This window comes from Thermomonas sp. S9 (genome assembly GCF_024704365.1).
GTDB lineage: Bacteria > Pseudomonadota > Gammaproteobacteria > Xanthomonadales > Xanthomonadaceae > Thermomonas.
In genome coordinates this window covers 1-1,823 of sequence record NZ_JAJDFY010000002.1, presented here as the reverse complement: position 1 = coordinate 1,823, position 1,823 = coordinate 1, and the positions used below count along the sequence as shown (strand labels likewise).

General features: G+C 64.9%; 2 protein-coding genes and 1 pseudogene. All 3 read right to left on the bottom strand.

What is annotated here, in order from left to right; genetic code table 11:
- Positions 1–675: 675 nt before the first annotated feature.
- The gene (locus LJB71_RS14445) at positions 676–993 is read right to left on the bottom strand and encodes a hypothetical protein (protein ID WP_259304839.1); all 318 of its coding nucleotides are present in this window, start codon (positions 991–993) and stop codon (positions 676–678) included.
- 169 nt (positions 994–1,162) lie between these two features.
- Positions 1,163–1,351: a hypothetical protein gene (locus LJB71_RS14440; RefSeq protein WP_259304838.1), complete on the bottom strand. Its 189-nt coding sequence runs from the start codon at positions 1,349–1,351 to the stop codon at positions 1,163–1,165.
- Positions 1,348–1,823: pseudogene (locus LJB71_RS14435) on the bottom strand (hypothetical protein); the annotation flags it as partial. The pseudogene LJB71_RS14435 and the gene LJB71_RS14440, both read right to left, overlap by 4 nt.

Genomic DNA, 1,823 nt, shown 5'->3' with positions numbered 1-1,823 from the left:
CATCCGGCAACGCCACCAGCAGGTAGTGGATGCGCCCGGACTTCTGCCGTTCCATCACCGCAATGTGGGCCGGGTATCGCTTGCGTAGGACGTGAGTCGCCAGCGAGTGAAACGGCGCCTGAGCTTCCTTCGCATCGAGGCACGTGATCCGCGAACGTCAGGGTCAGGAATCCGACCCGCTCAATGCCCCATTTCTTGCACATGCTGGCGACATTCCACGAGAGGGCCAACGCGACCTTTTTCCGAGGGCCGACGAGGGCCGCAGGGGTACCATTTCCGCTCCCGTTCGGTTGAGTTGTTTCTAAAGAGCGACAAGGAAGGAGCTCGCCCGTATCCGGGTCTACGGTGTACTGGCCAGCCGGCAAAGAGCGGTCAGCAGGGGGGGGTAAGGGCTCCCCCCTACCCGACGTAGCGGGTTCCCTGAATCGACTTCGGGGAGATCCTCGAGGGTCGCCGCAGGGGATACCCCTGCACCCCTTTCTAAACGGGCCTGTGCGGCTTCCTCGCGGGCTTGCGCGTTGACGGCCTCCGGAGACAGGTATTCCCCGCGGAATCGCACCAGCGAGCGTTTACCGCGCCGCCGAGCCCATCCCGGTACACTATCCGCGTCACACATGGCCCCCGTAGTCCCTTCAGCTTGCCGGCGCTGGGACGCGGGGGTTTCTTTTTGGGCGGTCATCCGGTCTTAGCGGCCTCCCCGCGCGGTTTCCTGCCCCGCTTCCCCTCGCTCGCCTTGTCCAGGTCGAGGGTTGCTTGAGCGATGGTCTGGTGCGCCTTCGCGGCCATCCGTGCGATGGCGGCCTGCGCTTCCTGCGGCCTGCGGTGAAGAGCCCGGAACGCCTGAACGGCCATCTCCAGCGCCGGAGCGGCCTCATCGAGCATTTCCCGGACGATGGTCGCGGGCGGCTTGCCCGTGAGCTGGGAAAGCTCCCTCAGCAGCGCATGGACGCTTTCCGACGGGGTGACGTGCATTCGTGGGCGGGCGGCTGGCATGGGCTACTCCGTCTAATCGTGTAGCACCTATTCCACCACGGCCCCGGCTGGCCCACAAGGGGGCTACTGCCTCGGTATGGCGCCCTCCGTCCCCTCGATCCGTAGCCGTCCCGGCCGCGCCGGCTGGCGTCCCTCGTGACCTCGGTACGGCAGCCGGCGCGGCTCGTCCTCAGAACGGAACGCGCAGGTCAGCAGGCGGCAATCCGAGGATGTAGTCCCGCCAGTGGTAGGCCCACCGTTTGCCGAAGTGAAAGGCGATGTCGTCCATGTCCCGGATGCGTCGATGCGGGTACGCAACCGCCATTTGCCGGACGAACGTGCAGACTTTTGCGCGCCACTCGTTGGGGTACTTGTTCAACTCCGCGAACTTGCAGGTGGCCATCCGAGCGCCCCCGAATAGCGCACCAATCGGACGCCCTTATCGGCCTCCGTGCGGAACGCCTGCCCCTTCGCTATGTACTTGCCGACGTACTGGCCCATTGCATCGGCATCGGACTTGATCGGCAGCAGCTCGGTACGCCCGAAACGATACCTGGGCGCGGTTTTCCGCCAGAACGCCCACTCCAACCGCAGCGCCTTGTTAGCTGTCCGATAGTCGCCCTGGGCGATGCTGTCGAAGTCGATCCCGGTACGAATGTCATCCGGCAACGCCACCAGCAGGTGGTAGTGGATGCGCCCGGACTTCTGCCGTTCCATCACCGCAATGTGGGCCGGGTATCGCTTGCGTAGGACGTGAGTCGCCAGCGAGTTGAAACGGCGCTGAGCTTCCTTCGCATCGAGCACGTGATCCGCGAACGTCAGGGTCAGGAATCCGACCCGCTCAATGCCCC

Coding starts and splice junctions, on each gene's coding strand:
- LJB71_RS14445 (WP_259304839.1), bottom strand. CDS start 993: ATGCCAGCCGCCCGCCCACGAATGCACGTCACCCCGTCGGAAAGCGTC.